The sequence below is a fragment of the Phormidium sp. CCY1219 genome, from assembly GCF_055795085.1.
Window position 1 is genome coordinate 1 of record NZ_JAYFEQ010000493.1, and the last position, 1,703, is coordinate 1,703.

At 39.8% G+C, this 1,703-nt stretch carries 1 protein-coding gene and 1 pseudogene; both read right to left on the bottom strand.

Annotated features, from left to right (window positions below):
* Positions 1-85: 85 nt before the first annotated feature.
* Positions 86-1,212, bottom strand: a pseudogene (locus AC0QH1_RS12865) (IS630 family transposase).
* A gap of 51 nt (positions 1,213-1,263) precedes the next feature.
* Positions 1,264-1,608, bottom strand: coding sequence for a hypothetical protein (locus tag AC0QH1_RS12870; protein ID WP_324631539.1), 345 nt, complete (start codon positions 1,606-1,608; stop codon positions 1,264-1,266).
* Positions 1,609-1,703: the final 95 nt, after the last annotated feature.

Below are 1,703 nucleotides of genomic sequence, written 5' to 3' on the forward strand. Positions count from 1 at the left end.
TTCTCTTAGGCTAATTTAAAGCAAAGGCTTGATTCGCAGATTCGGCTGGGAAAACTGCATTCCCAGGAATTCTCTTATAGCAGTCCTAAATCAGTTGTGGCAAAATTCCATAATAAGAAAGTTTGGGAAAATCAAATATTTGACCATCAGCAAAAAACTTAAATAGTCCTTTTACTATTTTAAATGAATCACATAGATGATAAAACTGCCGGATAAAGTTTTTAGCTTGTAACCAAATATCTTCTACTGGGTTTTGCTCGGGAGCATTTGGAGCAAAGGTAGTGCAATGAACCAACCATTCATCTTCTGACAACTCTCCATTTACTTGCTTTAAATATTCTTTAAATTCTTGAAATTTATGATAACTAGTGCCATCCCAAAAAATGGCAATTCTTTGTCCCGGCCTTTGTTTTTGTAAATGGTTTATAAAACGGTGTTTTTCGTATTGCCACTTGAATATTCTTTGACAATAAAATCATCACTTCGATAATCCAATGCCCCATAATAAGTTTGTCTATTTTTCTGATTTTTAATAGGGATTTCCACCCGAATATCTGTTCGTCCCCAAACATAACCTAACAAGTCTCCCCAAAGAAGATGACATTCATCAATCATAAACACCGCAAGCTTTCCAGCTTTTATTTCAGGTTCCCATTCTTTGAGTTTATTTTGAATTTCCTTTTTTTGGCTTTGACTTGTTCTTCATCTTTTGCTGGATTCTTTTTTTGAGATTTCTTCCAACTTATTTTAGCGGCTTTGAACAAAGCATAGTAGCTTCGATCCGAAGCATAAACCACTCCATATTCCTGGTCTAAATGTCGTTTTAAATCTCCGAGTCTTAAATAAGGTTGCTGCCTTAGCCATTCAATCACCTTGGCTTTTGAGGAAGCGAGGTAACTTTTACTTCCTTTATATTGAAGTTTTAAGCTATCTACTCCCTGAAAAATAGCTCGATTTTTCCACTTGCTAATAAAACTATGAGACACCTGCAATAAGTTTTCAATCTCATAATAAGATGTTCCCGTTAAAATCATTTTAACAGCCAAGGCTCTTTTGACTTCTTGAGTATTTGTGCTGGGGTTAATAAAATCATCTAGTTCAGTGATAATGGTTATGATGTTTTCTGAATGCCTCCTTCTAGGGCGGGTCTCATCCTTACATTATATCTGTTACAACTGATTTAGGACTGCTATACCGCTTGCGCGATCGCATAAAAATCGAGAGATAGAATCCCCTTACACCACAAAGAAACTTCGGAAAAAATCACCTCATGCGCTCCATCAAGAATAGCCCGATCGCATCCCCCTCGATTGAATTCACTTCGGGGAGTTCCGCTTCAAACCCATACTGATTGGTTTGCCCCCGTTTGAAGCTAATTACGGGTTCTTTTTCCTCTCGCTTGTTATTTTGTCGAATAACATTCTGGTTCACGTGAATGTAACTCATCGCTACTGGGTGCGCGCCTTTCCATCGGGGTTTCGGCCCGCGCGTCCCCTTCCGGATTTGCGGTTTTCCGTTAATTAGCGGGATTGCCCAATTTCGACCGATTTTATAAGCGCCACTCACTCTGTCGGCACGGAGAAGTTTTCTGAGTCTATCTGCTGTCATCTGTAGCAGTTTCGCTGCTTACCGAGAATCGGCGTAAAGCCCCCGGATTTATCCGTGGGGATATAAGCCGAGCGACTGACCCACGGTTCCCCCAC